This window comes from Paraburkholderia sp. BL10I2N1 (genome assembly GCF_004361815.1).
Classification (GTDB): domain Bacteria; phylum Pseudomonadota; class Gammaproteobacteria; order Burkholderiales; family Burkholderiaceae; genus Paraburkholderia.
Genome location: NZ_SNWA01000001.1, coordinates 1,131,414 through 1,157,341, shown reverse-complemented (window position 1 = coordinate 1,157,341; position 25,928 = coordinate 1,131,414). Strand labels below are relative to the sequence as shown.

Sequence of the window (25,928 nt, the reverse complement as noted above, 5' to 3'; positions counted from 1 at the left end):
GGCCGGGGCACCCCGATTGCGTTGCGCAAGGGGGAGCCTCGGCTGTTTATTTTCAGGTTGTTACCGGTCAGCCTTATCGGTGTAACGAGCCGAGGGTATTGAAAAGGAAAACCTATGCAAACCAGTTTGTTGAAGCCCAAGATCATTGCAGTCGAATCGCTCGGCGAGAGCCATGCGAAAGTGGTTATGGAACCGTTTGAACGCGGTTACGGCCACACCTTGGGTAACGCGCTTCGGCGTGTGTTGCTTTCGTCGATGGTTGGCTACGCGCCGACTGAAGTTACGATCGCAGGCGTTGTGCACGAATACTCGACGCTCGACGGTGTGCAGGAGGATGTGGTCAACCTGTTGTTGAACTTGAAGGGTGTCGTGTTCAAGCTGCATAACCGTGATGAAGTGACGGTTACACTGCGCAAGGAAGGCGAAGGCGTTGTTACCGCTGGCGACATCGAACTCGCTCACGATTGCGAAGTGATCAACCCGGATCACGTGATTGCGCATCTGTCGAAGGGCGGCAAGCTCGATGTGCAGATCAAAGTGGAAAAGGGCCGCGGCTATGTGCCGGGTAACGTGCGTCGCTATGGCGACGAGTCGGCCAAGATCATCGGCCGCATCGTGCTGGACGCGTCTTTCTCGCCGGTTCGCCGCGTGAGCTATGCAGTGGAGAGCGCGCGTGTCGAACAACGTACCGATCTCGACAAGCTCGTGATGAACATCGAAACCAACGGTGTGATTTCGCCCGAAGAAGCGATCCGTCAATCGGCGCGTATTCTGGTTGATCAATTGTCGGTATTCGCAGCTCTGGAAGGCACGGAAGCCACGGCGGAAGCACCGTCGCGTGCGCCGCAGATCGATCCGATCCTGCTGCGTCCGGTTGACGACCTCGAATTGACGGTTCGTTCCGCGAACTGCCTGAAGGCCGAGAACATTTACTACATTGGCGACCTGATCCAGCGCACGGAAAACGAGCTGCTCAAAACGCCGAATCTGGGTCGCAAGTCGCTGAACGAGATCAAGGAAGTGCTCGCTTCGCGGGGTCTGACGCTCGGCATGAAGCTCGAAAACTGGCCGCCGGCTGGCCTCGACAAGTAAGTGGCACGCTGTACCGCGACTGGCAAAGACGCGGATTTTCCTTTAGAATCCGCGTTTTGCTATTTCACTACCGGCCCGTGCGTCCGCCGATCTCAGGATCGGGCGAGCGCGATAGAAGAGCTGGACCAAAACTTTGAATCAAGGAAATTGAAATGCGTCACCGTCATGGTCTGCGGAAACTGAACCGCACGAGCAGCCACCGTTTGGCAATGCTCCGTAACATGTCCAACTCGCTCATCGAGCACGAAGTCATCAAGACGACGCTGCCGAAAGCGAAGGAACTCCGTAAAGTCGTCGAGCCGCTGATCACGCTCGGTAAGAAGCCGTCGCTGGCAAATCGTCGTCTGGTGTTCAACCGCCTGCGCGATCGTGACTCGGTCACGAAGCTGTTCGACGTGCTCGGTCCCCGCTTCGCGAATCGTCCAGGTGGCTATCTGCGCATCCTGAAGTTCGGTTTCCGCGTAGGCGACAACGCGCCGATGGCTCTGGTCGAACTGCTGGACCGCCCGGATGTCGTTGAAGCGGACAACGTGCAGGAAGCGGAATAAGGATCGCGGCAATACCCAACAAGAAAGCCAGGCATTCGCCTGGCTTTTTTGCTTTCCGCGACCACATGGCGCTGCTGCGGTTCGAAGCGGCGTCGTTGCTCCGGGTGATACGATAGGGTCACTGGATTCCTCCTGACCCAGCGGAGCCGATTGTGAGCGTGAATGTGACGTTGATCCTGACGACTGTGCCTGATGCGGAAACTGCGCAAAAACTCGCGTCCGCGGCGTTGAGCACCCGGCTCGCTGCATGCGTGACACAAATCGGCTCGGTGCGTTCGAACTATCGCTGGCAGGGCAAGCTCGAATCCGCCGATGAAATCCAGTTGCTCTTCAAAACAGGCGTCGCACGGGCGCTGGAACTCGAACAGTTGATCCAGACGCTTCATCCGTACGACACACCCGAAATCGTTTCGTGGCAAGCGACAGCCTCAGCCGGATACGGCCAGTGGGTCAATGCCGAAACTCAACGCTCTCTCCATGTTTAACCGCCTGAACCGGCATGCGCGCGTAGTGTTGCGTGCCGTCGCATTGTCACTGTGTTTCCTGCTCGCGCTGCCGTTTGCCGGCGCAGTCCACGCTGCGGACGATTTTCTCGACCCAGACGTCGCTTTCAAATTCAGCGCGAGCGAGCAACCCGGCGAAGTCGTTGTTCACTACAAAATCGCCGACGGTTACTACATGTACCGTGAGCGCTTCAACTTCGCGACACGTAACGGAACCGTGAGCCTCGGCAACGCCCGCTTGCCTGCCGGGCACGTCAAGTTCGACGATACATTTCAGAAAAACGTTGAAACGTATCGCGGTGACCTGACGATCCATATCCCGGTCAAATCGGCCTCAGGTGCTTTTGATCTGGCGGTCACCTCGCAGGGATGCGCCGATGCGGGTATCTGTTATCCGCCGATGGAACGCGCGTATCACGTGACCGGCGCAGCACTGAAGGCGGTCGATCCGGCCGCAAACGCTGTTGCCGGCGCGTCGTCGCTCACCACCGCCTCGGAACCGTCCGAAGGGGAATCCTGGTATCAACGCGCGACGAGCGCCGACTACGCGGCATCCCTGCTGCAAGGAGGCGGTTTCATTGCCATCATGGGGCTGTATTTCGTCGCGGGCGTCGTGTTGAGCCTTCTTCCGTGTTCGTATCCGATGATTCCGATCCTCTCAGCAATCATCATCGGCGAGGGCGCCAAGGTAACGCGGGCGCGCGGGTTCGCGCTGTCGCTCTCTTACGTAATCGGTATGGCGCTTGTCTACACGGCGCTTGGGGTTGCCGCTGCGCTTGTCGGACAGAGCCTCGGGGCGTGGTTGCAAAATCCCTGGGTGCTGGGGGCGTTCGCGGTGCTGCTCACGGCCTTTGCGCTCACGTTGATCGCGGGTTTCGACCTCGCGCTTCCTCAGCGTTGGCAGGATGGCGCATCGCGGGTATCACAAGGGCGCTCGGGAGGCAAATTCGTGGCCGTGGCGGGGATGGGCGCGTTATCGGCACTCGTGGTCGGTGCGTGCATGACGGCGCCCCTATTCGCCGTTCTTGCGTTCATTGCACACACGGGCAACGCAGTGCTTGGCGGTGCCGCGCTGTTTTCGATGGGCATAGGACTTGGCGTGCCGCTTCTGGTCATCGGAGTTGGCGCAGGGACGTTGTTGCCGCGCGCCGGCACGTGGATGGACGGCGTGAAGGTATTCTTCGGGGTCGTATTGCTCGCGGCTGCACTGTGGATCGTCTGGCCCGTGCTTGCGTCAGCGGCCCAAATGCTGCTGAGCGCGCTCTGGCTGCTGGTGGCGGCCGCCGCGCTGGGACTTTTCACGCCGAACGCGGGTGGAAGCTCAATATGGCGCAGGCTCGGCCGCGGCGTGGGCGCGGCGCTCGCTATCTGGGCGGCGGTATTGCTGGTCGGCGTTGCCGCCGGTTCGTCCGATCCGCTGCGTCCGCTGGCTGTGCTTGCGGCGCGTGGCCAGGCGCCTGCCGGCGCGCGAGTGGACGAACCCGCGTTCGCGCCAGTTCGCTCTTCCGGGGAACTGGATCTGGCGGTCAGGACAGCTGCTCAGCCGGCGATGCTCGACTTCTACGCGGATTGGTGCGTCAGCTGTAAGGAAATGGAGAAATTCACCTTCAACGACCCGCGTGTGCACGCGAAACTGCAGCAACTTCACCTGCTGCGGGCGGACGTCACCGCCAACAACACAGACGATCAGGCGTTGCTTAAGCGCTTCGACCTGTTTGGACCGCCCGGGATCATCTTCTTCGATCGGGGCGGCAAGGAGGTATTGCGCGTGGTGGGATATGAACCAGCCGATGTTTTCCTGCGCAGTCTTGATCGCGCAGCAGCGTCGAAGTCCTAGCCGTCGATTTCGATCGGCCGGGCGACGACCCCGCCTGGCAACCCTAACAGCGCGAAAAAAGAGGCGTTTCGCTCTGAGCGAAACGCCTCTTTACATGCATTAATCGGTCAACGCGAGCCGCGCGATTACTTCTGCGAGCGCAGGATCCTCGCTGCATCGAGCGCGAAGTATGTGAGCACGCCATCGGCACCTGCGCGCTTGAATGCCAGCAGCGACTCCATCATCGCCTTGTCGTGATCGAGCCAGCCATTCTGCGATGCGGCCTTAAGCATCGCGTATTCGCCGCTCACCTGATACACGTAGGTCGGAAAACGGAACTCATCCTTCACACGGCGGACGATGTCGAGGTACGGCATACCCGGCTTCACCATCACCATGTCCGCGCCCTCCTCGATATCCATGCGCACTTCGCGCAGGGCTTCGTCGGAATTCGACGGGTCCATCTGATACGTCATCTTGTTGCTCTTGCCGAGGTTCGTCGCTGAACCGACGGCGTCACGGAACGGACCGTAAAAGGCAGACGCAAACTTGGCCGAATAAGCCATGATCCGCGTGTGAATGTGATCTTCGCTTTCAAGCATCTCGCGAATCGCGCCGATCCGGCCGTCCATCATGTCCGACGGAGCGACGATATCAACGCCCGCTTCAGCTTGCGCACGCGCCTGCTCGACCAGGATCTCGACGGACTGGTCGTTGATCACGTAGCCCGATTCGTCGAGTACGCCATCCTGGCCGTGGCTCGTATACGGGTCCAACGCCACGTCCGTCAGCACGCCAAGGTCGGGGAAATGCTTTTTCAGTTCACGGACCGCGCGCGGAATCAGGCCCGCCGCGTTGGTGGCTTCGCGCCCATCCGGCGTCTTCAGCGATGGCTCGATGGCCGGGAACAGCGAAATGACCGGCACGCCAAGTTCGACACATTGTTCGGCCACGCCTATCAACAGATCCACCGACACGCGCTCGACGCCCGGCATGGAAGGCACAGCTTGTCGCACGTTCGTGCCTTCGACGACAAACACCGGATAGATCAGGTCGTTGGTAGTGAGAATGCTTTCGCGCATCAGGCGACGCGAGAAATCGTCACGGCGCATGCGGCGTGGACGGTGGTGCGGATAGAAGCTCATATCGAATGTCGTGCGTGGAGATTGAAGAAAAACCTGCCCCTCCGCCTTCCCGAAACCTTTTTGAGACAATGGTATATCATAGCGTTCGAGCAAGGCGCCTTGCGCTGACCTCCCCGCTTCTCCTCCCTGAGCGGGTGCCTGTCGTTTTTTCGATTAGGCTGTTTGACCCGCCGTCACTAGCGGCGGGTTTTTTTATGGGCGACGAAAAGTAGTGCCAGCTTATTCCGCCGCAACGGCTTCGTCGGCCGACGTGGGCGCCACCCAGCTTTCGATCAGCTCGTGCGCTTCGTCCAGCCCAATGCGTTTCAAGGCGGAAAACAGCTGTACAGTCAGCTCGCCTTGATAGCCGGCGGCGCGATACTCGGCGAGCCCCTTTTGTGTCGAACGCAGCGCATTCACGCTTTCCTGGCGCGTCAATTTGTCGCACTTCGTCAAGAGGGTATGGATCGGCTTGCCGGTAGGTGCAAACCATTCGATCATCGTTCGATCGAGGTCGGTCAGAGGGCGACGCGAATCCATCATCAGAATCATGCCGCGCAACTGGGCTCGCGATTGCAGATAAGCGGACAGGAGCGCTTCCCAGTGCGTCTTCGCAGCGCCGGGAACCTCCGCATAGCCATAGCCTGGCAGATCGACCAGATGAGCGACCGGCTCGGCCGCGGGCCCCACTGAGAAATAGTTGATGTGCTGGGTGCGCCCTGGCGTTTTACTGGCGAAGGCGAGGCGCTTCTGGTTGCACAGGAGGTTGATGGCGGTCGACTTCCCGGCATTGGAGCGCCCGGCAAAGGCGACCTCGGGTTGAGACGTCGCCGGCAGATCACGCAGATGATTGACGGTCGTGAAGAAGCGGGCTTGGTGGAGCAGGAAGGACATGAGGGAACCAGGGTGTGAGACGCCCGGTGGCCCGGATTGGGGACGGGACAAGCCCGACTGGCGTCTTCGCGATTAGCGAGTTATTGTACAATACGGCGGTTTACTGAAGACCTGTGGGGCGAGGAGCGAGCCTCCGCGGTGAAAATCAGCGGTAAAAACCGTGCAAGCGTTGATCTGTTTCATGCAGTGCATTTCAAGCGGTCGCCGTCGTATTTTGCAGAACCTCTAATTCCCACAAGACGAAACAGGGTGTGCGAATGAATCGACTGTTCAAGTCTCTGATGGTGCTTCAGGTAGCGACAGGTCTTTCAGGTTTGGGTTGGGTAGCGGGGGCAAGAGCAGCAGATCCGGCAAAACCGGACGTGAATCGGGGGCAGGCAATTGCGGCGCAGGTTTGCGCGTCGTGTCACGGTGCGGACGGTAACAGTGCCGGTGGTTCGTATCCGAAGCTCGCGGGTCAACATCCCGAGTACCTCGTGAAGCAGCTCATGGATTTCAAGACTCAGCCCGGCGCAAAGCAGCCGGCGCGCAACAATGCGATCATGGCGGGCATGGTAGCCGCGCTATCCGATCAGGACATGATCAACGTGGCCACGTACTTCGCAGCACAGGTACCGAAACCCGGCTACGCACACAACAAGAATACGGTTCCGATGGGTCAGCGGATCTATCGCGGCGGTATTGCGGACAAGGGTGTGCCGGCGTGTGCGAGCTGTCATGGCCCGACGGGGCAGGGGATTCCGTCCCAGTACCCGCGTCTGTCGGGACAGTGGTCGGATTACTCGGTCGCGCAGCTGACTGCGTTCCAGCAGGGGCCCGGTGCTCGCAACAACAACGAAGCGATGCACACGGTCTCGAACCGCCTGTCGGATAGCGAGATCAAGGCAGTCGCTGATTACATCGCGGGCTTGCATTAGGAAGTCCGCACGCAGGTGCAACTGGCCCATCCAGGCCGGTAAAAACAAGAAAAGGGTGGGGGCGTCGTCACGAGGCGATGGCCCTCCACCCTTTTTTGCTGTTCAGTCGGAGTTTGAATGAGCGTCACCACGTCGGGTTTGCAGTTGAAGTCGGGCCACCGCGCGATGCGCAGAGCGGTCGAGTTGTTGAGTTCGATGCGCTTCGCCATTGCAATGCTCGTGATTCTTGCGATCGCGAGCGTTATCGGCACCGTTCTCACCCAGGACGATCCATATCCCAACTACGTCAATCAGTTCGGCCCTTTCTGGGCAGACATCTTCCGCTCGCTGAGCCTGTACAACGTGTACAGCGCCTGGTGGTTCATGCTGATCCTCGGTTTTCTCATCGTGTCGGTCTCGCTGTGCGTGATCCGCAACGCACCGAAAATGATCGCTGACATGAAGAGCTGGAAGGTCAAGGTCCGCGAAGGCAGCCTTCGCGCGTTTCATCACAAGGGCGAGTTCGCGGCGCACGGCACGCGTGCGCAGACCGCCGCACTGCTGACGAAGCTGTCGGGCAAACTCGGCTATAAATTCGTTACGCGCGAAACGGACGGCGCCACGCTGATCGCGGCGAAGCGCGGGGCGATGACCCGGATCGGCTACATCTTTGCGCACCTTGCGATTGTCGTGATCTGTCTCGGCGGTCTGCTTGACAGCAACCTGCCGATCAAGCTGCAGATGTGGCTCTTCGACAAGACGCCGATCCGCAGCAACACTGTCATCAACGACATCCCGCCTGAACACCGCATGTCGCAGTCGAATCCGACGTTCCGCGGCTACGCCTGGGTGCCGGAAGGGCAACACGTATCGACGGCGATCCTGAACCAGCAGGACGGCTCGCTGATTCAGGACCTGCCGTTCTCGATCGAACTGAACAAGTTCATCGTCGACTACTACTCGACCGGCATGCCGAAGCTCTTCGCGAGCGATATCGTCGTGATCGATCATAAGACCGGCGCGCGCATTCCCGCGCGCGTCGAGGTGAACAAGCCGTTCGAATACGACGGCGTGTCGATCTATCAGTCCAGCTTCCAGGACGGCGGCTCACAAATGCAGATGACGGCCTACCCGATGACGGGTAACACCGCGAAGACCGAGCCGTTCGGCGGCGCGATCGGCGGCACGGCTCCGCTCATCGCGTCGACGCCAGGCGCGGATGGACAGACGGTCGAGTTTACCGATTTCCGTGCGATCAACGTCGAAAATATCTCGAACGGCAGTGGCGCGAACGACGTGCGCGGCGTGGCCGCGCATCACTCGCTGAAGGAAGCGTTTGACGAGCGCCTCGGCTCCGGCGCGAAGTCATCGAAGCCGATGGATCTGCACAACGTCGGACCGTCGGTGCAGTATAAGGTGCGCGACAAGGACGGCCAGGCGCGCGAGTACAACAATTACATGCTGCCCGTCGATGTGAATGGCGAGCGCATGTTCCTCGCCGGCATGCGCACGAATCCGGACGATCCGTTCCGCTACCTCCGCATTCCCGCCGACGCCGGCGGCACCGTCAAGGAATGGATGAATCTGCGCGCGACGCTCGAAAACCCGACGATGCGCGCGCAAGCCGCACACCGCTTTGCACAGCGCTCGGTGCCGGGCTCGAATCAGGAGCTCCAACAGCATCTCGAAGAAAGCGCATCCCGCGTGCTGACCCTCTTTGCGGGCGCGGACGAAACTGAAGGCAAGGCTTCAAACCGGCAGATCGTTGGCGGATTCCAGGCGATTGCTGCGTTCATTGACCATTCGATACCGAAGGCCGAGCAGGAAAAGGCTGCAGGCCTGCTTCTGCGCATGCTGGAAGGCTCGATGTGGGATCTGTGGCAACTGTCCCGCGAACAGGCCGGTGAACCGGATGTGAAGCCGGATGCGGACGCCACCCGCTTCGTGCAAAGCTCGATCAATGCGCTATCTGACAGCTTTTTGTATGGATCGCCGGTCTACCTGCAGCTTGATTCCTTCAAGCAGATCCAGGCCTCGGTATTCCAGCTGACGCGCGCGCCCGGCAAAAAAGTCGTGTATCTTGGCAGCTTGCTCCTCGTGTTGGGCATCTTCTCGATGTTCTACGTGCGTGAAAGGCGCCTCTGGTTCTGGCTCAAAGATACTGAACACGGCGTGAACGTCGTGATGGCGATGTCGAGCGCGCGCAAGACACTCGATTTCGAGAGAGAATTTGCTCAGACACGCGACGCAGTCGGCGTCGTGCTGGGCGTCAACCCCACCGATGCATCCGCCGCCACCGCGCCTGAGGGTGCGCCGAAGTCGGCAGGCTCACACGATTCGACCCGGTAAGATCATGGACTTGTCTCAGGTTTCTTCATCCCCCCCTACGTCTTCGCGTCGCAGCGGCCTCGCCGATATGGCGGATCACGCAGCGCTCCTTGACGATCGTCCGTTTTTGAAGCGTCTTGGCGTTTTCGACTGGCTGTTCGCGCTTGCGATGGTTGCCGGTGCGGGTTTTGCGCTTTCGCGGTATTACCCGTACATGAATTATTACGACAAGCTGGTGCTGGTGTGCGCTGTGCCGGTTTTCGTGGTGCTCGGCTGGCGCTGGAAGCCCGCGCGTCTGCTGATCGCGGGTATCGCCGTGCTGTCGCTGTTTGCCATCCAGCTGTATCACGGCGATCTCGCCCGTGCGGATAACGCGTTCTTCCTGAAATATTTCCTGTCGAGCCAGTCGGCGATCCTGTGGATGAGTTCGCTGTTCGTCCTCGCGACGCTCTTCTACTGGATCGGCATGCTGTCGCGCTCGGCGACGGGCGCCGCGATCGGCTCGAAGATGACCTGGGCCGCCGTGCTGATGGGCTTCGTCGGGCTGATGGTGCGCTGGTACGAGTCATACCTGATCGGTGCGGACGTCGGCCATATTCCCATCTCGAACCTCTACGAAGTGTTCGTGCTGTTCAGCCTGATCACGGCGCTCTTCTACCTGTACTACGAGCAGCACTACAGCACGCGTGCGCTCGGCGCATTCGTGCTGCTCGTGATCAGCGCGGCCGTCGGCTTCCTGATGTGGTATTCGATCGCGCGCGACGCACAGCAGATCCAGCCGCTCGTGCCCGCGCTGCAAAGCTGGTGGATGAAGATCCACGTCCCGGCCAACTTCATCGGTTATGGCAGCTTCGCGTTGTCGGCAATGGTGGGTGTGGCGTACCTGATGAAGCAGCGCGGCGTGCTGGCGGACCGCCTGCCGGCGCTGGAAGTGCTCGATGACGTCATGTACAAGTCGATTGCGGTTGGTTTCGCATTCTTCACGATTGCGACGATTCTCGGCGCGCTGTGGGCGGCCGAAGCGTGGGGCGGCTACTGGAGCTGGGACCCGAAGGAAACGTGGGCGCTGATCGTCTGGCTGAACTACGCAGCCTGGCTGCATATGCGGCTCATGAAGGGCCTGCGCGGCCACGTCGCCGCCTGGTGGGCGCTGACGGGGCTGCTGGTCACCACGTTCGCCTTCCTCGGCGTGAATATGTTCCTGTCGGGGCTGCATAGCTACGGAAAACTGTAAGATTTGCCGGTTTCCGCCGACTTAAAACCGCCGGGCGCTTCGCGCCGGCGGTTTTTTTTATTGCAGAACGGAATTTTCGTGCACCCAGATTGTTTGTCGGGGTAGTACCCGTGCATGCAAAGTCGACGATCATCAACGTGGCCCCGAGGGCCATTGAGGAGCAGCACCATGTGGATCAAACGAAACGAGCGGATTCGACTCAGCGGGGATGACATCCCGCGCAGCGAAATTACGCCGCGTCCGATATTCGAGAACCGTCGGCGCATTCTGCAGGCCGCCGGTGCAGCAGCAATGGGGGGACTGATCGGCGTCAATGGTGAGGCGCTGGCCGCGTACACGTCGCCGGACGGAAAGGCGCAGAAGCTCCCGGCCAAAACGAACCCGAAACTCGTCGTGCCGGACAAGGTCACGCCGTTCAAGGACATCACGACCTACAACAACTTCTACGAATTCGGCACCGACAAGGGGGACCCCGCGCAGAACGCCGGGACACTGCGACCGCGGCCGTGGCGCGTGAGCGTCGAAGGCGAGGTGAAGAACGCCAAAGTCTACGATATCGACGACCTGCTAAAGCTGGCGCCGCTTGAGGAACGGGTGTATCGGCATCGTTGTGTCGAAGGCTGGTCGATGGTAATTCCGTGGGTTGGCGTGTCGCTGTCGGAACTGATCAAGCGTGCGCAGCCGACGGGCAACGCGAAATACGTGCAGTTCATCACGCTGGCCGACCCGTCGCAGATGCCGGGTCTGTCGCAGCCAATACTCGACTGGCCGTATTCAGAAGGCCTGCGGATGGACGAAGCGATGAATCCGCTGACGCTCCTTACGATGGGCGTCTACGGCCAGGTGCTGCCGAACCAGAACGGTGCGCCGGTGCGGGTCGTCGTGCCCTGGAAGTACGGCTTCAAGAGCGCGAAATCGCTGGTGAAAATCCGCTTTGTCGACAAACAACCGCCGACCAGCTGGAACACGTACGCTTCGCAGGAGTACGGTTTCTATTCGAACGTGAACCCGAATGTCGACCACCCGCGCTGGAGCCAGGCGACCGAGCGGCGTATCGGCGAGGATGGTTTCTTCACGCCGAAGCGCAAGACGCTGATGTTCAACGGTTACGGCGACCAGGTTGCGTCGCTCTATCAGGGCATGGACCTGAAGAAGAACTTCTGACTGGCACGGCTATGGCTATCGATACGCAATCTGTCGCCGATTCAGGCCCCCTCCGTGCCGGACCTGCGGCTGCGCGGCGTCCCGCAGCCGGCGGCAGCCGCTGGATTGTGCCGGCAAAAGTCGCCGTGTTTGTGGCGGCGTGGTATCCGCTCGCACGCATTGTCTTCTTCGGTCTGACGGACCGTCTCGGCGCGAATCCGATCGAATTCGTCACGCGTTCGACCGGTCTCTGGACGCTCGTTTTCCTTTGCATCACGCTCGCTGTCACACCACTGCGACGGCTGTCGGGCTTGAACGCGCTGGCGCGCTTTCGCCGCATGCTCGGCCTCTATGCATTCTTCTACGCGACGCTGCACTTCACGACTTATATCTGGTTCGACAAGTGGTTCGATGTCGCGGCGATGCTGAAAGACATCGGCAAGCGTCCGTTCATCACCGTAGGCTTTGCCGCGTTCGTGCTGCTGATCCCGCTGGCTGTGACGTCGCCGAAGGCAATGGTGCGCAAGCTCGGGCGTCGTTGGCAGACGTTGCACCGGGCGATCTATTTAATCGGCGTGCTGGCAATCCTGCACTTCTGGTGGATGAAGGCGGGCAAGCACGATCTGCTGCTGCCCAGGATCTACGGTGCGATCGTCATTGCGTTGCTGGGCTGGCGACTGGTCGAGTGGCTGCGTGGTCGGATGGCGATGCGCGGTGTCAACGACGAGATCGAGCGACGGCGCTGAATTAACAAAAAAAGGCGATGCATTGAACGCATCGCCTTTTTCAATGCGGCAGTTGCCATCAGCCTGGCAGAACCGACTCGCCAGCAAATAGTTGCGCGACTTCTTCGCGCACGCGTGCAACGTGTACCTTGTCACCATCGACCATGACTTCCGCGGCACGCGGGCGCGTGTTGTAGTTCGAACTCATCACGAAACCATAGGCGCCCGCCGAGCGGATCACCAGAAGGTCACCCGCTTCGACGGCGAGTTGCCGCTCGCGGCCGAGCCAGTCGCCGCTTTCGCAGACCGGCCCGACGACGTCATACACGTGCGCTTCGGTATCGCGCTTCACGGCCGGTTCGATCTTGTGGAAGGCTTCGTACATTGCCGGCCTGGCGAGGTCGTTCATTGCCGCGTCGACGATCGCGAAGTTCTTCTCCGCGCCCGGCTTCAGGAATTCCACGCGCGTGAGCAGCACGCCCGCATTGCCGACTAGCGACCGGCCTGGCTCGAAATACACTTCACGATGACCGTGACCGCGTTCTTCGATCCGGTCGAGCAGCGTGCGCACAAATACGCCGATGTCCGGCGGCGTTTCATCGTCGTACGTGATGCCAAGGCCGCCGCCCACATCAATGTGGCGAATCTTCACCCCATCCGATTCGATCTGTTCGACGAGTTCGAGCAGCTTGTCGATCGCGTCGAGATAGGGCTCGACTTCAGTGATCTGCGAACCGATGTGGCAGTCGATCCCGACGACTTCAAGATTTGGCATGGCAGCGGCGGCGCGATAGGTTGTGCGCGCGTCGTCGAACGCGACGCCAAACTTGTTCGACTTGAGGCCGGTGGAAATGTACGGGTGCGTTTTCGCGTCGACGTCAGGATTCACGCGCAGGGACACGGGCGCCTTCCTGCTCATCGAACCGGCCACTTCGTTCAGGCGATCCAGCTCGGGAATCGATTCAACGTTGAAGCACTTCACTCCAGCCGCAAGCGCTTCACGCATTTCGTCCGCGCTTTTGCCGACGCCAGAAAACACGACATTCTCCGCTTTGCCGCCGGCTGCCAGTACGCGTGCGAGTTCGCCGCCGGATACGATGTCAAAACCTGCGCCGAGGCGTGCGAACACGTTGAGGACGGAGAGGTTGCTGTTTGCTTTCACGGCAACGTGAATGGCTGCGCGACGTCCCGCGCAGGCACCCGCGTAGGCTTGCCACGCCGCGGTGAGCGCCGCGCGCGAATAGACGTAGAGCGGCGTGCCGAACCGTTCGGCGAGCGAGACGACGGGCACGCCTTCGGCGTGCAGGACGCCGTCGACGTAAGCAAATGCGGATGAAGTCATGCGAAAGTCTTATTGATCGGTGGACGCACCGGAAGCCGGGTGTACGGTCGAAGGCGTTTCGCCTGAACCTGGTGTCGTGCGAAGCTCGGTATCCGGCGACAACGAAAGCGCGTTACCTGACGTATCAGGCACAGTACCGAAGACAGCAGCAGATGCAGGCGCTGCGTCTGAAGCGGTTCCAGGTACTTCGTTGGGCGAAGCCGGCTGCGTCTGTGCGCTGGGTTTCGGTGGCAGCGGCGGAACAGTAGGCAAGTAGAGCGCGCCGCGTTGTCCGCAACCACCGAGTGCAGCGCCTGCGAGAATTGCCAAAGCCGCTACAATCGCGCTCATCCTGAATACGACTCGCATGACCGTCCCTGAATAATTAATCGCTGGAGTTTAGCATGTCCGACAGTGAATACCTGACCCGCGCCGAGGCCGTTCTGGCCGCCGTGGAGCGCGCAATCGACGATATGGATGCCGATATCGAACTCGAACGAAGCGGCAATGTTCTGACGCTCGAATTCGCGAACCGGACGAAGATCATCGTGAATCTTCAACCGCCGATGAAAGAGATCTGGATCGCGGCAAAAGCCGGCGGCTTCCATTTCCGGTTCGTCGACGGTGCCTGGCGTGACACGCGCAGCAGCACCGAGTTTTTTGCTGCGTTGTCGGACTACGCGACGCAACAGGCCGGCGAACCGGTGACGTTCAAGCCCTGAGAGCAACAGGCGGCGCGCGATTTTCCAGGCGTCCGGCATGCCCCCGAAAAGTAAGCAGGCCGCGGCGCAGGAGTGCGCGGCGGCCTCGAAGCAGCCAGGTGACGGTCGGGTCTAGTGACCGCGGAACAGGTTCATGATGTTCTGCTTTTCCTCCTCGCCCACCTGCTGCGGTGCGGCCCCCGACGGGCCGCCGTTTGCCTCGTCAAGCGTCGCCTGGCTGACGCCGACGGTCGAAATGAACCCGTGACCCGGCGTGAGGTCGTCGAAATACAGCTCATCGCCGATTGTCACGACATCGTCCGGCATCGGCATCTTGTACTCGGGCACGCCTTTCATCGCGTTGCCCATATACTCAATCCACACCGGTAGCGCGAGGCCTCCGCCCGTTTCCTTGTCGCCGAGACTGCGCGGGTTATCGTAACCGATCCAGGCGATCGCGGTCAGCGTGTGCTGGTAGCCGGCGAACCACGCGTCGCGTGAATCGTTGGTCGTGCCCGTTTTGCCCGCGAGGTCGGTGCGCTTCAGGACATTGCTCCTGGCGCCGGTGCCACGTTGCGCGACGCTCAGCAGCAGGCTGTTCATCACGTAGGCGTTGCGCGGTTCGATGGCGTGCGGCGCGCTCTGACCAGCAACGAGCGGCTGCGCATGCGCGACGAGGATACCTCGCTGGTCTGTCACTTCCGCAATCAGGTACGGGTTGATCCGGTAGCCGCCGTTGGCAAACACCGAAAACGCGCCCGCCATCTGCAGTGGCGTCACGAGCCCGGCGCCTAGCGCCATTGGCAGATAGGCCGGATGACGGTCCGCGTCGAAACCGAAACGCGTGATGTACTGCTGTGCGTACTTTGTACCAATGTGGCTCAGGATGCGGATCGACACCATGTTCTTCGACTTTTGCAACGCAGTGCGCATCGTCATCGGACCGTCGAAGCCGCCGCCGTAGTTCTTTGGCTCCCAGGCCTGGCCACCAGTTTCGGCAGCACTAAAAAAAAGCGGGGCATCGTTGATTACCGTTGCGGGTCCAAGTCCTTTCTCGAGAGACGCGGAATAGATGAACGGCTTGAAGCTCGAACCCGGTTGACGCCAGGCTTGCGTGACGTGGTTGAACTTGTTCTTGTTGAAGTCGAAGCCGCCGACGAGCGCGCGGATCGCGCCGTCCTGCGGAATGGCCGACACGAACGCGCCTTCCAGCTGCGGCAACTGCGTGATGGCCCAGCCGTCGTCATCGCTTCTGACAACGCGAATGATCGCTCCGGGCCGCACGCGCTGGTTAGGTTGCGCACGCGGGCCGAGTGCGAAGGACGCAAAGCGCAGACCATCGCCCTGGATGGTGATGGTGTTGCCGTCCATTAACGTCGCCTGCACCTGCTTCGGACTCGCCGACGTCACTACAGCGGCGATGATCTCGCCGTTGTCGGGATGTTCGAGCAACGCGTCGTCGATCGCCTGTTCGCGGTCGTCCGCATCCGACGGCAGATCGATGAACGCTTCCGGGCCGCGATAACCGTGGCGCCGCTCGTAGTCCATCAAACCCCTGCGAAGCGCACGGTATGCGACGTCCTGATCAGCCGAATCGATCGTCGTCACCACGTTGAAGCCCCTCGTATAAGCCTCTTCGCGATATTGCGCATATATCATCTGGCGCACCATCTCAGCGACGTATTCCGCGTGCACGCTGAATTCCTTGCCCGCGCCCTTGACTATGAGCGGCTGCTTCGCTGCCTCGTCGTACTGTTCCTGCGTGATGTAGTGCAGTTCGAGCATGCGTTGCAGGATGTATTCCTGACGGATCTTCGCGCGCTTCGGGTTCACCACCGGGTTGTAGGCCGATGGTGCTTTCGGCAGGCCCGCAAGCATGGCCGATTCGGCGAGCGTAAGGTCTTTCATATCTTTGCCGAAATACACGCGCGCCGCACTGGCAAACCCGTATGCGCGCTGGCCGAGATAGATCTGGTTCATGTAGACCTCCAGAATCTGATCCTTCGACAGCTTCGACTCGATCTTGTACGCGAGCAGCATCTCGTAGATCTTGCGCGTGTACGTCTTTTCGCTCGACAGAAAGAAGTTGCGCGCGACCTGCATCGTGATCGTGCTCGCGCCCTGTGTGGCGCGACCGTTCGATAGCGCGACGAAGCCGGCCCGTGCGATCCCAGCCAGATCGACACCGCCGTGCTCGTAGAAGCGCGCATCTTCGATCGCGAGCACCGCTTTTTTGAGGCTGTCGGGCACGTCCTTGATGTGAACGATATCCCGACGCTCCTCGCCGAATTCACCGATCAGCACATGGTCGGCTGTGTAAATACGCAGCGGGACTTTCGGCCGATAGTCGGTGAGCGCCTCCAGCGACGGCAGGTTCGGCGTAGCGACCACCAGCGCGTAGCCCAGCACCAGCGCGCCGGACACGATGCCTGCCACGATGAGCCCCACAAAGCCGAGTATGAGCTTGAGCCAAAGCGGGCGCTTGCGCTTTTGCGGGGCGGGCGGCGGTGACGTAGGGGACGAAGATTGCATATGAATACCAAAAAACAGTCCCGCGATTATAGCCGCCCGGGTTTTCAGCTTTCGGCGTGCTTACGCTGGGGCGGCGCGCCGTGCAGGGATGACTTAACTGTAGCCGTTTTGCCTCGGCGCGGGTGGCGCGGCTGACCGCATTAGCCATTTGGCCGAATATCGCGCATTCACGCCGGTCAGCAGAATCCCCACTGTTGTCGCGTCCGAACGGTTCGGCGCGCATGTCCGAGGGGGGCGTCATGGCGTTTAAAAATTCATTGCTCGCGGTGCGTCGTTTTGCAGCCGGAATCGACCTTGCCCAGCGGGAAGTCCGGCTTGCCGTACTGAGCCGGCGGCTTTGCGAGGGTAGTCCTGTGCGGGTCGAATGCCTCGCGGCCGCGCCGCTGTTTCCGGGCGCGATGGCGGGAGCCGAGATAGTCAATCGATCCGCTGTCGGCGCCGCGTTACGGGACGTTTTTGCGCAGTTGCCGGGAGATTGCTCGGCTCATGTGCTGCGATGCGCGATGGCGATGCCTGCGTCGGCCACGCTCGCGACTTCGGTGCCGTTGAGCCGGTTTGCCTCGTCAGGTCACGTCGCGCGGGAATCAGCAACCGGGAGTCACACGCTCACGGCACTGGAACCGGCGGTGATGGCAGAAGCGGAGCGGGCTGCCGGAATCGAACGTCATGCGCTTGCCGTCGACTGGTTCATCGACGAATCGCCGCATCGCGCCGGCTGCGTGACGATCGCCGCGACTGCGAGAGCGCACCTCGAGGCGCGTGTCGAGTGCGCTGCTGCTGCGGGCATCACGCTGACCGCGGTCGACGGCGAGCCACACGCCGCTTTGCGGGCAATGCGCCACACCGCATCGTTGGAACTGGAGGCGCATGAGTCATACGCGGCGATCTGGATCGGGGATGACGGCGTGCATGGCTGGCGTATCGTCGACGAGTCGATCGCGAGCGAGATGCGTTACCCCGCGCCGGAGCATGCCGATCTGGTCGACGCCCTGCGTGAACTTGGGGAAGGAGGCGTTAGCTGTGCCATTGTGGGCGGTCAGACCGGACTGCTCGATGACGTGGGATTTTCCGCCGCCGACATCGGCGACGCGCTGGGCTGCACCGTGCTGCCGTTTGAGTGCGCGCTGCTCGACAGCGGCGCGTCTGCGCTTCCGGTTGCCTTGCTTCGTGAGCCGTCGCTGGCGGTTGCGTTCGGGCTCGCCTTGCGCGGGCTCATGGAGTGAGGCGCATGGGCCTGTTGAGCGCGTTCCTGAAAACCCGTTCGCGAGCGCAGCGTATGCGACCCGGCGGCTTCAATCTGTTGCCATATCGGCAGCGCAACGCGCGTCTTGCCCGGCGGCGCTGCGTCAGGGATTGGCTGGGTGCCGCGCTCGCCGGTGGTGTCGCGGTGCTGGTTCTTGCGGGCTGGCAGGCGTTCGAAGGTGTACGGCTCGACGCTCGGCGTGCGTCGCTTGCACATATGCTCGCGGAACTTGGCGTCCCGTTAGCCGAACATGCACGCCTTGTTCGCGACGCAGAAGAGCGCCGTACACGCTCAGCACTTACAGACGCCGTGTCTGCGCCGCTGGCGCATCTTCTCGATCTGCTGGATGTGCTGAGCGATGAGTCGGGGGGCGGCGTGGTCGTCCGGGAATTGAGGCATCGGGCGCAAGAGACCGAGTTGCGTGCAACAGCTCACGGCCCTGGCGCATCTGCTGCGTGGCTAAAGCAACTGGGCTCCGTTCATGACGCCAGAAGCGTCGAGATCGATGAGCTCCATCACAACGTTGCGTCGGTTTCTCAAACCGACCTGTCGTCGAACGGTGCGTCCGTCGACTTTGCTGCCCGGCTGCGCTGGTCCGGCCCGCCACCCGGTTCAGCGCATCCGGGTCCGAACGCGACGGCGTCTCCCGTCGCGCCACATACCAATCGAGGTGACCAATGAACAGTGCAGTTGCCTATCGCGACAGCGGTTTGAGTTCAGGCGATTTTGCGAGCGCATGGCGCCAGTGGATGCGTTTGCCACTTGAAGCGTGGAGCATGCGTCGACGCGCCGCCACGGCTTTGTTGATAGCGATCGCGGTATTCGTGGCCGGCGCGAACGGCTGGATCGCTGCTGACGCGAGCGGTGTGCAATCCAGGCGCGTTCTGCTCGACGAAGCCAGTCGGCATCTTGTCGAAGCCAGGCGGGCGATTGCGCAATTGCCAGCCTTGCGGCGCGCCGCGAATGACGGCGCGGTGGTGCGCGATACGATTGAACGGACGTCCGCGGACGACTTGCACGTCATATCGCAACTCGCCACTCAATACAACATCGAGTTACTGGCACTGGAGCCGCAGCCGGTGACCGGTGCCGGGGTGAACGCGATACGGCCGATACATCTTTCTGCACGAGCCAGCTTTCCGGTATTGTTCGGCTTCCTGCGAGGGCTGCCGAACTTGCCGATGCTCGTCGTGCCACGGGACGTCTCGATTAAGCGAAGCACCGGGGTGCTGGTGATTAGCGCCACGCTCGATGCGTTCGATGCGCTGCGTCCCGCTGCAACGCAAACCAGCGAGGACGCCGACAGGCAATCGGATGACGACGTGCTTTTCTACGATCCGTTCTCTGCATCTAATCGGACCGCAGCGTCCGACGGGGCGTTTTTGCGTCTTGCGGGTTTGCTGCGCGACGATGTGCGCCGACTTGCGCTGCTGGAAACACCCGACGGCCTCGCAGCGGTCGCGCGGGGCGACGACCTGGGCGAAGAACGGGTAGCCGATATCGGCGCTTTCGGCGTCACCCTGTCCAGTCCCGACGGCACGCATACACTGGCGCTCGCCGAGGTGTCGCCGTGAGGCGCACGAAAGCACTCTGCCGCGCGATCTGCTGCATGTCGCTTGTTGCGACCGCCGCGCACGCTTCATTGCAGCCGCTCCCGGAGCAGATGCCGCCCGATGACGCGCTGGAATCCCAAGGGGTGCCACCGCTGCCGCACGGCGCGGGCGGCGGGGTGCCCAATCCCTTTCGCCTGGAAGCGACGCAGGACGCGGAGGCGTCCGCGGACGCTCCTACCGCACCGGTTTCCAGCGAAGCACCAGGCGATGAACCGGCGAGTACCAGCACGTCCGCCGGCGACGGCTCCGCGAACCCGCTGCCGCGTGCCGACGGGGTGGCGGGCCAGGCGCTCGAGGGTCCACCGGTGCCGCTTCCACCTGCGCAGCGATTGGGCGGCACGCCGGAGAGCGGGCAAGGTGAAGGTCCCGATGCCAGCAAACCCGTTACGCTCAGTTTTCAGCATGCCGAACTGGGCGCAGTACTGAACGCGTTTGCGCGTCTCACGGGTTTGAACATCGTTGCGAGCGAGCGGGCGCGCGGCTTCGTATCGCTGCGACTCGACAAGGTGCCCTGGCGCACCGCGTTCGACACCTTGCTGGAGGTCAACGGTCTCGCGATGGAGCGGCGCGGCAACGTGATCTGGGTGGCGCCCCTTGCCGAACTTGCCGCGCGGCAGAAGCAGCGTTTCGAGGCGCACGCGCGGGCGGCGGACCTGGAGCCGCTGGCGAGCCGCACATTCGAGCTTCACTACGCGCACGCCGAAGATGTCCGAAAGCTTCTCACCGCATCGGGCGCACAGCGTGTGCTGTCGAAACGTGGCGCCGCGATGGCCGATCCGCGCACCAATCTGCTGTTTGTGACCGACCTCGACGCGCGGCTTGCGCAGATCGCCGCTTTGCTTGCATCGATAGACCGCCCGGCGCGCCAGGTGCTAATTGAGGCGCGCATCGTCGAAGGCGATCAGGGTTTCTCGCGTAACCTTGGGGTACGGCTCTCGATGAGCGGCACGAGCGCTGACGGCACCTCCCGGGGCGTGGTGGGCGGTAGCGACGGCGCGGTCTACGATCTTTCCGCGCGCCCGATCTCGGGCTTCGATGCAGCGACGGCCGGGCTGACGCTGTTCGCCGCACGCGCGACTCGCCTGCTCAACATCGAACTGAGCGCGCTGGAGCAGGAAGGACGGGGGCAGATCGTGTCGAGCCCGCGTGTCGTGACGGCGGACCGGATGAAGGCGGTCGTCGAGCAGGGCACCGAGCTGCCGTACCAGGCGAAGGTCGGGCAGGGCGTCTCGGGCGTCCAGTTCAGGCGGGCAACCCTCAAACTGGAGGTTGAGCCGCAGATTACCCCCGATGGGAGGGTGATTCTCGACCTCGACGTGGCGAAGACAGCGTCGGCGAACAGACGGATGCGGGACCCGCCATCAACACCAAACATGTCCAGACGCGCGTCGAGGTGGAGGACGGCGGAACGGTGTCGATCGGAGGCATCTACGCGGCCGACGACCGCAATGATGTGACGCGCGTGCCGCTCCTGGGCAAAATACCGCTTTTGGGCGCGCTTTTTCGCCATCACGCTCACCGCGACCAGCGCAGCGAACTGGTCGTTTTCATCACGCCACGCGTTGTGCAGACAAATTGAGGGTCTGCCGCAGCGTCGGGCGGCAGGCTCGACAAGGCGGGCGCTTTGCCTTTAAGCTGCGGCACGAACCATACCGGATTAGCCAGAGGACACCGTTGCAACCGCGGGACGCAAACGCCAATGTATTTTTTGTAGGGCTCATGGGGGCGGGTAAAACCACCGTGGGCCGGGCGGTGGCGCGCCGGCTGGATCGGCCGTTCTTCGATTCCGACCACGAAATCGAGGCGCGCACGGGTGCGCGCATTTCAACCATCTTTGAACTCGAAGGCGAAGCAGGCTTTCGCGACCGGGAGGCCCAGACCATCGCCGAGCTGTCCGGCCGCGACAACATCGTCCTCGCCACCGGCGGCGGCGCGGTGCTGAGGCCGGAAAATCGGGAAGTCCTGAAGAGCCGCGGTCTCGTCGTCTATCTGCGCGCGAATCCACACGACCTGTGGCTGAGGACGCGGCGCGACAAGAACCGGCCATTGCTGCAAACCGATGACCCGAAGGGGCGGCTCGAAGCGCTGTACGAAGTACGCGATCCGCTGTATCGCGAATGCGCCGATTTCGTCATCGAAACCGGGCGTCCGTCAGTCAACGGGCTCGTCAATATGGTGTTGATGCAGCTCGAGATGGCCGGCGTCGCGCGACATCCTGCGTCATAATGCGAGCATGATTACCGTTAACGTCGAACTGGGCGAGCGCGCCTATCCCATCCATATCGGCCCCGATCTGATCGGACGAACCGAGCTTTTCTCACCGTATATCGCGGGCTCCTCCGTCACCATCGTCACGAATACGACTGTCGATCCGCTGTACGGCGAGGCGCTGCGCCGCGCATTGGCACCGCTCGGCAAGCAGGTTTCGACCGTCGTTCTGCCGGACGGCGAAGCACACAAGAACTGGGAAACGCTCAACCTGATCTTCGATGCGCTCCTCAACGCGCATGCCGACCGCAAGACCACGCTGATCGCGCTGGGTGGCGGCGTGATTGGCGACATGACGGGGTTCGCCGCCGCCTGCTACATGCGGGGTGTGCCGTTCATCCAGGTGCCGACTACCCTGTTGTCGCAGGTCGATTCGTCGGTTGGCGGCAAGACGGGTATCAATCACCCGCTTGGCAAGAACATGATCGGCGCGTTTTACCAGCCGCAGGCCGTGATCGCCGACATCAGCGCGTTGCGCACGCTGCCGGCGCGCGAACTGGCTGCGGGCGTTGCTGAAGTCATCAAGACGGGTGCTATCGCCGATGCAGGCTTTTTCGACTGGATCGAAACCAGCATCGATGCGCTGAACCGATGCGAACCCCAGGCGCTGGCTGAAGCGGTCAGGCGCTCGTGCGAGATCAAGGCCTCAGTCGTGGCTGCCGACGAGCGAGAGGGCGGCCTGCGGGCGATTCTCAATTTCGGTCACACGTTCGGTCATGCGATCGAGGCGGGCCTCGGCTATGGCGAGTGGCTGCATGGCGAGGCGGTCGGTTGCGGGATGGTGATGGCGGCGGATCTGTCAGTGCGCCTCGGTTATCTCGATGACGTGGCGCGCCGGCGTCTGGTCGATTTGATTGTCGCGGCCAATCTGCCGGTTCGCGGCCCCACACTCGGTGATTCGCGCTATATCGAGCTGATGAAGGTCGATAAGAAAGCCGAAGCAGGTGCGATCAAGTTCATTCTGCTGAAGCGGTTTGGTGACACGCTGATCACGGAAGCACCCGACGATGCCGTCCGCGCGACGCTCGCGGCAACTGCGGCACCCATCTAACGGCTGCGATCGGCTGCAACCAGGCCGCCGACCGGGACTCGCAGAGTCGCCGCCCATGATTGGAGAACCCGGTGACTGAAAGGCGCAGCGACATCCTGACTCATCCACACAGCACGCAGGCTCCCGGCTTGACCGCGACGCCTGCACTGGCTGCGCTCGAAGGGCATCTCGCCCCCTACGCAGCGCATTCGGCGCGATCGCGTGGTCGCCGGTATCCTGAACCGCCACCCAGCGCGCGCACCGAATTTCAGCGTGACCGGGATCGGATTGTCCATTCCACCGCATTTCGCAGGCTCGAGTACAAGACGCAGGTATTCGTGAACCACGAGGGGGACCTTTTCCGCACGCGTCTGACACATAGCCTGGAGGTTGCGCAGATTGCGCGCTCGGTCGCGCGCAATCTGCGCGTCAACGAGGATCTGGTGGAAGCCATTTCGCTGGCCCACGACCTCGGCCATACGCCGTTCGGCCATGCCGGGCAGGACGCGCTCAACGAATGCATGCGTGAGCATGGCGGCTTCGAACACAATCTGCAAAGTCTCGCAGTCGTCGACGATCTCGAAGAGCACTACGGCGGATTCGACGGGCTGAACCTGTGTTTTGAAACGCGTGAGGGCATTCTGAAGCACTGTTCGCGCGAGAATGCCCGCAAGCTCGGCGCGCTTGGCGAGCGATTCCTACAAGGGCAGCAGCCGTCGCTGGAAGCGCAGATCGCAAACGTGGCCGATGAGATCGCGTACAACAATCACGATGTCGACGATGGCCTGCGGTCGGGCCTTTTGACCATCGAGCAGCTCGCGGACGTCGAGTTGTGGCACACCCACCATCAGGCGGCGCGCAGCGAATACCCGCGCATCGAGGGGCGTCGCCTCGTCCATGAAACAGTGCGCCGGATCATTAACACGCTGATCGTCGATCTGATCGACACCACCACGAACAATCTGGCGCGATACGCACCCGCCTCTCTTGAAGCGGTGCGGACCGCCCCGCCGCTTGTCGAGCATAGTGAGCGCGTCGCCGCACAGGCGGCGTCGCTCAAGCGTTTCCTGTTCAAGAACCTGTATCGCCATTACCGCGTGATGCGAATGGCAAACAAGGCCAGACGGGTCGTGGTCGGTTTATTCGACGCGTTCACGGACGATCCGCGGCTATTGCCGCCGGCCTATCAGACTGAAGAGCCGGCGAAGCAGCCGCGACTGATTGCCCATTACATCGCCGGCATGACGGATCGGTATGCCTTGAAGGAGTACCGGCGTCTTTTCGTCATCGACGACAACTGACGCGGCGCGGCAGCGCGGCGGGCAGTACACATAAGCGTGCGTGTGCCGCACCGAAAATTGCGTAGCGCATTCGCCAGCCGCCACGCGCCCGCCTGGCGATCGACAATCGGCAGCCGTGTGGCGCGCGAGATTTAATGATGTCGCGCAAATACCGCTATCAACGGGGGCTGCGCGCCAGCAAAGCTCCAGCAGCAAGCGCCAGGCCGCCGACGATTGCAATCGTCTTCCACGGATTTTCATGCACGTATTCGTCGGCGTCGGCGAGCGCGACTTCGGCGCGTTCACGCACAGCTTCACGCGTGTCGCCGAGGCGTGCGCGAGTGGCATCAAGACGTTTGCGCAATTGCGAGCGAAGGGCCGCGGCATCAGCCTGTGTACCGTCGGCCAGCGCTTCTTCGAGTTCTGACATCAGTGAGCGCAGTTCCGAGCCGATGTCCTCGGCGGCGTGTCGACCGTGTCGCGCGATGCGGCGCGCACGGCGGCCGGTCGAGTTCAACGATTCTCCAATGGCGTCTCGCGTATTCGGTAGTGCAGTCATGGTGGCTCCGTCGATGGTGGGTTTAAAGGCACCCGCTTCTTCGCGCGGGAAACATTAACTCACGCAACTTCGATGCCACACCCCCCAGCAGCCTTCCAGCTGACCATTGAACCGCCCGGTAGCTGGAGAATTTGCACTGCAGGAGGCGCGTCGTGGTCGAAATTACAATCCATTGCCGCAGTCAGTCCTGGAGTGGCTCAGGGCCTAAAATCAAAACGCCGTCACAACATGTGTGACGGCGTTTCTTGTTCAAGCCCCGAAATCTCGACTACGCTTAACCTAGAAGCTGTAGCCAACATTGACGTACGTGACGATCGGGTTGATCTTGATCTTGGTTTGCGCCTGAACGAGTGGGCTGCTTATCGTTGCGTGGGTGCTGATCGGCAGATACGAGATCGAGACACCGGCGAACCAGTGGTCGGTGAATGCGTAAGAGAAACCACCATTGAAAACCGGAGCCCACGAACTATCCGTAGATACGGAGGTCGGACCGTGAAACACTGACTGCTCGAACACGCCGTTCGTGATCTTTGCGTCGGTGAACCAGACGCGGCTCACGCCAATACCAAGATAAGGACGGAATTTCGATTGCGGTGCATTGAAATAGTATTTGAACAGCAGCGCAGGACTCCACTGTTTCGCCTGACCGAGTTTGCCGAACGCACCGAGCTGGCCACTGCCTTCAATATCGAATGAAGGAGGCACGCCGATATCGAATTGCGCCGCGATGTGGTCGGTGATGAAGTAGCCTAGCGAGAAGCCGATGGTATCGGCGGAGCTAATGCTTGCGCCGGTGTTAGGGACCGTGGCGCTACCGAGTGGAGTTGTCAGCGTGAGCGGGTCACTACTGGACTGAGGTGCGAAATGGAACCAACCTGTTGAAAGGAAAATACTTCCGGCAGATTGCGCGTGAGCTGCTGTCATGCACGCGAAAGCCGCGAGCCCCGTTACAGCCTGTCTTAATTTCATATGTGCTCCTCCAAAAAAGGCCCGCCCATTATGACCAGAACGTTAGAAACAAACCATACGCGTCGGTTAGAGCATTCTCCCTAGGGCTGGCATGGCTTCTCGCTGAGCC

23 protein-coding genes and 1 pseudogene are annotated in these 25,928 nt (G+C 61.5%); 17 read left to right on the top strand and 7 right to left on the bottom strand.

From position 1 onward, the window contains the following. Nucleotides 1–114: 114 nt before the first annotated feature. The 4 genes from rpoA to dsbD all read left to right on the top strand — a co-directional run bounded on the left by rpoA (nt 115) and on the right by dsbD (nt 3,980). Complete coding sequence (gene rpoA, locus B0G77_RS05415) at nt 115–1,092, top strand: DNA-directed RNA polymerase subunit alpha (protein WP_133661201.1); 978 nt, start codon at nt 115–117, stop codon at nt 1,090–1,092. A 152-nt stretch (nt 1,093–1,244) separates the two neighbouring features. Beyond that, nucleotides 1,245–1,640: a 50S ribosomal protein L17 gene (rplQ, locus tag B0G77_RS05410; protein WP_133661200.1), complete on the top strand. Its 396-nt coding sequence runs from the start codon at nt 1,245–1,247 to the stop codon at nt 1,638–1,640. A gap of 158 nt (nt 1,641–1,798) precedes the next feature. Continuing rightward, nucleotides 1,799–2,125: a divalent-cation tolerance protein CutA gene (gene cutA, locus B0G77_RS05405; RefSeq protein ID WP_208116449.1), complete on the top strand. Its 327-nt coding sequence runs from the start codon at nt 1,799–1,801 to the stop codon at nt 2,123–2,125. After that, nucleotides 2,118–3,980 (top strand): protein-disulfide reductase DsbD, encoded by a 1,863-nt coding sequence (gene dsbD / locus B0G77_RS05400; RefSeq protein WP_133661198.1) that lies wholly within the window; start codon nt 2,118–2,120, stop codon nt 3,978–3,980. Before cutA ends, dsbD begins: the two co-directional genes overlap by 8 nt. A 125-nt stretch (nt 3,981–4,105) precedes the next feature. Here the strand turns inward: dsbD and hemB are convergent, their stop codons facing one another. Further along, nucleotides 4,106–5,104 (bottom strand): porphobilinogen synthase, encoded by a 999-nt coding sequence (gene hemB, locus B0G77_RS05395; protein WP_133661197.1) that lies wholly within the window; start codon nt 5,102–5,104, stop codon nt 4,106–4,108. Nucleotides 5,105–5,323: 219 nt separating this feature from the next. Then, nucleotides 5,324–5,977 carry a ribosome biogenesis GTP-binding protein YihA/YsxC gene (yihA, locus tag B0G77_RS05390; protein WP_133661196.1) on the bottom strand — a complete coding sequence of 218 codons (654 nt, stop codon included), beginning with the start codon at nt 5,975–5,977 and terminating at the stop codon, nt 5,324–5,326. 257 nt (nt 5,978–6,234) lie between these two features. On the opposite strand from yihA, the gene B0G77_RS05385 reads away from it, so the two are divergent. The 5 genes from B0G77_RS05385 (at nt 6,235) to msrQ (ending at nt 12,324) form a co-directional block, all read left to right on the top strand. Further along, entirely contained in the window at nt 6,235–6,894 is a 660-nt protein-coding gene (locus B0G77_RS05385) for a c-type cytochrome (protein ID WP_133661195.1), read from the top strand. A 117-nt stretch (nt 6,895–7,011) separates the two neighbouring features. Beyond that, on the top strand, nt 7,012–9,222 hold the full coding sequence (locus tag B0G77_RS05380) for a cytochrome c biogenesis protein ResB (protein WP_133661194.1): 2,211 nt from the start codon (nt 7,012–7,014) through the stop codon (nt 9,220–9,222). A 4-nt stretch (nt 9,223–9,226) separates the two neighbouring features. Beyond that, on the top strand, nt 9,227–10,435 hold the full coding sequence (gene ccsB, locus B0G77_RS05375) for a c-type cytochrome biogenesis protein CcsB (RefSeq protein WP_133661193.1): 1,209 nt from the start codon (nt 9,227–9,229) through the stop codon (nt 10,433–10,435). A 168-nt stretch (nt 10,436–10,603) separates the two neighbouring features. Next, on the top strand, nt 10,604–11,599 hold the full coding sequence (msrP, locus tag B0G77_RS05370) for a protein-methionine-sulfoxide reductase catalytic subunit MsrP (protein WP_133661192.1): 996 nt from the start codon (nt 10,604–10,606) through the stop codon (nt 11,597–11,599). 11 nt (nt 11,600–11,610) lie between these two features. Then, nucleotides 11,611–12,324, top strand: a complete 714-nt coding sequence (gene msrQ, locus B0G77_RS05365) for a protein-methionine-sulfoxide reductase heme-binding subunit MsrQ (protein ID WP_133661191.1) — start codon at nt 11,611–11,613, stop codon at nt 12,322–12,324. A gap of 58 nt (nt 12,325–12,382) precedes the next feature. Here the strand turns inward: msrQ and lysA are convergent, their stop codons facing one another. After that, the gene (gene lysA / locus B0G77_RS05360; protein ID WP_133661190.1) at nt 12,383–13,645 is read right to left on the bottom strand and encodes a diaminopimelate decarboxylase; all 1,263 of its coding nucleotides are present in this window, start codon (nt 13,643–13,645) and stop codon (nt 12,383–12,385) included. 9 nt (nt 13,646–13,654) lie between these two features. Then, nucleotides 13,655–13,993, bottom strand: coding sequence for a lipoprotein (locus B0G77_RS05355; RefSeq protein ID WP_133661189.1), 339 nt, complete (start codon nt 13,991–13,993; stop codon nt 13,655–13,657). A 35-nt stretch (nt 13,994–14,028) separates the two neighbouring features. Between B0G77_RS05355 and cyaY the strand changes: the two genes are divergently transcribed. Next, on the top strand, nt 14,029–14,346 hold the full coding sequence (cyaY, locus tag B0G77_RS05350; protein ID WP_133661188.1) for an iron donor protein CyaY: 318 nt from the start codon (nt 14,029–14,031) through the stop codon (nt 14,344–14,346). 111 nt (nt 14,347–14,457) lie between these two features. Here the strand turns inward: cyaY and B0G77_RS05345 are convergent, their stop codons facing one another. Further along, nucleotides 14,458–16,857 (bottom strand): penicillin-binding protein 1A, encoded by a 2,400-nt coding sequence (locus tag B0G77_RS05345; RefSeq protein ID WP_133661187.1) that lies wholly within the window; start codon nt 16,855–16,857, stop codon nt 14,458–14,460. Between the two features lie 239 nt (nt 16,858–17,096). Between B0G77_RS05345 and pilM the strand changes: the two genes are divergently transcribed. The 7 genes and pseudogenes from pilM (at nt 17,097) to B0G77_RS05310 (ending at nt 24,312) form a co-directional block, all read left to right on the top strand. Beyond that, nucleotides 17,097–18,080: a pilus assembly protein PilM gene (pilM, locus tag B0G77_RS05340; protein ID WP_133661186.1), complete on the top strand. Its 984-nt coding sequence runs from the start codon at nt 17,097–17,099 to the stop codon at nt 18,078–18,080. 5 nt (nt 18,081–18,085) lie between these two features. Then, the gene (locus tag B0G77_RS05335) at nt 18,086–18,781 is read left to right on the top strand and encodes a fimbrial assembly protein (protein ID WP_243750936.1); all 696 of its coding nucleotides are present in this window, start codon (nt 18,086–18,088) and stop codon (nt 18,779–18,781) included. Then, nucleotides 18,778–19,674 carry a hypothetical protein gene (locus B0G77_RS05330; protein ID WP_243750935.1) on the top strand — a complete coding sequence of 299 codons (897 nt, stop codon included), beginning with the start codon at nt 18,778–18,780 and terminating at the stop codon, nt 19,672–19,674. The genes B0G77_RS05335 and B0G77_RS05330 overlap by 4 nt, the downstream gene beginning before the upstream one ends. A 35-nt stretch (nt 19,675–19,709) precedes the next feature. After that, nucleotides 19,710–21,292: pseudogene (pilQ, locus tag B0G77_RS05325) on the top strand (type IV pilus secretin PilQ). A gap of 95 nt (nt 21,293–21,387) precedes the next feature. Continuing rightward, complete coding sequence (locus tag B0G77_RS05320) at nt 21,388–21,939, top strand: shikimate kinase (RefSeq protein WP_133661185.1); 552 nt, start codon at nt 21,388–21,390, stop codon at nt 21,937–21,939. 7 nt (nt 21,940–21,946) lie between these two features. Continuing rightward, the gene (gene aroB, locus B0G77_RS05315; protein ID WP_133661184.1) at nt 21,947–23,032 is read left to right on the top strand and encodes a 3-dehydroquinate synthase; all 1,086 of its coding nucleotides are present in this window, start codon (nt 21,947–21,949) and stop codon (nt 23,030–23,032) included. 92 nt (nt 23,033–23,124) lie between these two features. Next, the gene (locus B0G77_RS05310; protein ID WP_243751101.1) at nt 23,125–24,312 is read left to right on the top strand and encodes a deoxyguanosinetriphosphate triphosphohydrolase; all 1,188 of its coding nucleotides are present in this window, start codon (nt 23,125–23,127) and stop codon (nt 24,310–24,312) included. Between the two features lie 157 nt (nt 24,313–24,469). Here the strand turns inward: B0G77_RS05310 and B0G77_RS05305 are convergent, their stop codons facing one another. Beyond that, nucleotides 24,470–24,850, bottom strand: a complete 381-nt coding sequence (locus B0G77_RS05305; RefSeq protein ID WP_133661182.1) for a DUF883 family protein — start codon at nt 24,848–24,850, stop codon at nt 24,470–24,472. A gap of 279 nt (nt 24,851–25,129) precedes the next feature. Then, a complete protein-coding gene (locus B0G77_RS05300; protein WP_133661181.1) occupies nt 25,130–25,819 on the bottom strand; it encodes an OmpW family outer membrane protein in 690 nt (229 codons plus the stop codon). Nucleotides 25,820–25,928 lie beyond the last annotated feature (109 nt).

Bases quoted from the DNA above. Each gene is read 5' to 3' on its own strand.
- rplQ (WP_133661200.1), top strand. From the start codon at position 1,245: ATGCGTCACCGTCATGGTCTGCGGAAACTGAACCGCACGAGCAGCCAC.
- yihA (WP_133661196.1), bottom strand. From the start codon at position 5,977: ATGTCCTTCCTGCTCCACCAAGCCCGCTTCTTCACGACCGTCAATCAT.
- B0G77_RS05385 (WP_133661195.1), top strand. From the start codon at position 6,235: ATGAATCGACTGTTCAAGTCTCTGATGGTGCTTCAGGTAGCGACAGGT.
- msrQ (WP_133661191.1), top strand. From the start codon at position 11,611: ATGGCTATCGATACGCAATCTGTCGCCGATTCAGGCCCCCTCCGTGCC.
- cyaY (WP_133661188.1), top strand. From the start codon at position 14,029: ATGTCCGACAGTGAATACCTGACCCGCGCCGAGGCCGTTCTGGCCGCC.
- rpoA (WP_133661201.1), top strand. From the start codon at position 115: ATGCAAACCAGTTTGTTGAAGCCCAAGATCATTGCAGTCGAATCGCTC.
- aroB (WP_133661184.1), top strand. From the start codon at position 21,947: ATGATTACCGTTAACGTCGAACTGGGCGAGCGCGCCTATCCCATCCAT.
- lysA (WP_133661190.1), bottom strand. From the start codon at position 13,645: ATGACTTCATCCGCATTTGCTTACGTCGACGGCGTCCTGCACGCCGAA.
- ccsB (WP_133661193.1), top strand. From the start codon at position 9,227: ATGGACTTGTCTCAGGTTTCTTCATCCCCCCCTACGTCTTCGCGTCGC.
- B0G77_RS05330 (WP_243750935.1), top strand. From the start codon at position 18,778: ATGAACAGTGCAGTTGCCTATCGCGACAGCGGTTTGAGTTCAGGCGAT.
- B0G77_RS05345 (WP_133661187.1), bottom strand. From the start codon at position 16,857: ATGCAATCTTCGTCCCCTACGTCACCGCCGCCCGCCCCGCAAAAGCGC.
- B0G77_RS05355 (WP_133661189.1), bottom strand. From the start codon at position 13,993: ATGCGAGTCGTATTCAGGATGAGCGCGATTGTAGCGGCTTTGGCAATT.
- B0G77_RS05305 (WP_133661182.1), bottom strand. From the start codon at position 24,850: ATGACTGCACTACCGAATACGCGAGACGCCATTGGAGAATCGTTGAAC.
- B0G77_RS05380 (WP_133661194.1), top strand. From the start codon at position 7,012: ATGAGCGTCACCACGTCGGGTTTGCAGTTGAAGTCGGGCCACCGCGCG.
- msrP (WP_133661192.1), top strand. From the start codon at position 10,604: ATGTGGATCAAACGAAACGAGCGGATTCGACTCAGCGGGGATGACATC.
- pilM (WP_133661186.1), top strand. From the start codon at position 17,097: ATGGCGTTTAAAAATTCATTGCTCGCGGTGCGTCGTTTTGCAGCCGGA.
- hemB (WP_133661197.1), bottom strand. From the start codon at position 5,104: ATGAGCTTCTATCCGCACCACCGTCCACGCCGCATGCGCCGTGACGAT.
- B0G77_RS05300 (WP_133661181.1), bottom strand. From the start codon at position 25,819: ATGAAATTAAGACAGGCTGTAACGGGGCTCGCGGCTTTCGCGTGCATG.
- dsbD (WP_133661198.1), top strand. From the start codon at position 2,118: ATGTTTAACCGCCTGAACCGGCATGCGCGCGTAGTGTTGCGTGCCGTC.
- B0G77_RS05335 (WP_243750936.1), top strand. From the start codon at position 18,086: ATGGGCCTGTTGAGCGCGTTCCTGAAAACCCGTTCGCGAGCGCAGCGT.